The sequence below is a fragment of the Mycobacterium talmoniae genome (assembly GCF_001854525.1).
GTDB classification, from domain to species: domain Bacteria; phylum Actinomycetota; class Actinomycetes; order Mycobacteriales; family Mycobacteriaceae; genus Mycobacterium; species Mycobacterium talmoniae.
This window is the reverse complement of the sequence record NZ_MLQM01000375.1, coordinates 1-566: the sequence shown is the minus strand read 5'-3', so window position 1 is coordinate 566 and position 566 is coordinate 1. Positions and strand designations below refer to the sequence as shown.

Annotated in this window: 1 protein-coding gene; it reads left to right on the top strand. The window is 70.8% G+C overall.

Translation table 11 applies throughout. The features are described from left to right. Positions 1–89 precede the first annotated feature (89 nt). The coding region (locus BKN37_RS27445; protein WP_071030460.1) for a TetR/AcrR family transcriptional regulator at positions 90–566 on the top strand (477 nt) is incomplete at its 3' end.

Sequence of the window (566 nt, the reverse complement as noted above, 5' to 3'; positions counted from 1 at the left end):
GACATGCCGGACATCATAAGCGGCGGTCCGACGCGACGTTTGCCCGAAAGGGCAATGCGGCCCCGGCCTGCCTGGCAGCATGACTAAGCGTGACGGCAGCGGTCACACCCAAGGGTGAACGTCGACGGTATGCGCTGGTCAGCGCGGCCGCCGAGTTGCTGCGCGAGGGTGGCTTCGAGGCGGTGCGGCACCGCGCGGTGGCCCGGCGGGCCGGCCTGCCGTTGGCGTCGACCACCTACTACTTCTCCTCGCTGGACGACCTGATCGCCAGCGCGGTCGACCACATCGGCATGCTGGAGGTGGCCCAGCTGCGGGCCCGGGTCGCCGGATTGTCCAAACGCCGTCGCGGCGCCGAGACGACGGCCGACCTGCTGGTCGATCTGCTGGTGGGCGAGGACCGCGGCTCGTTGCTGACCGAGCAGCTGATCTCCCGCTACGAGCGCTACATCGCCTGTGCCCGGCTGCCCGCGCTGCGCGACATCCAGCGCCGGATCCTGCATCAGCGCGACGACGCCGTCGTCGAAGCCATCGAGCGGTCGGGCCGGCGGGTGCGCCCCGAACTGCTG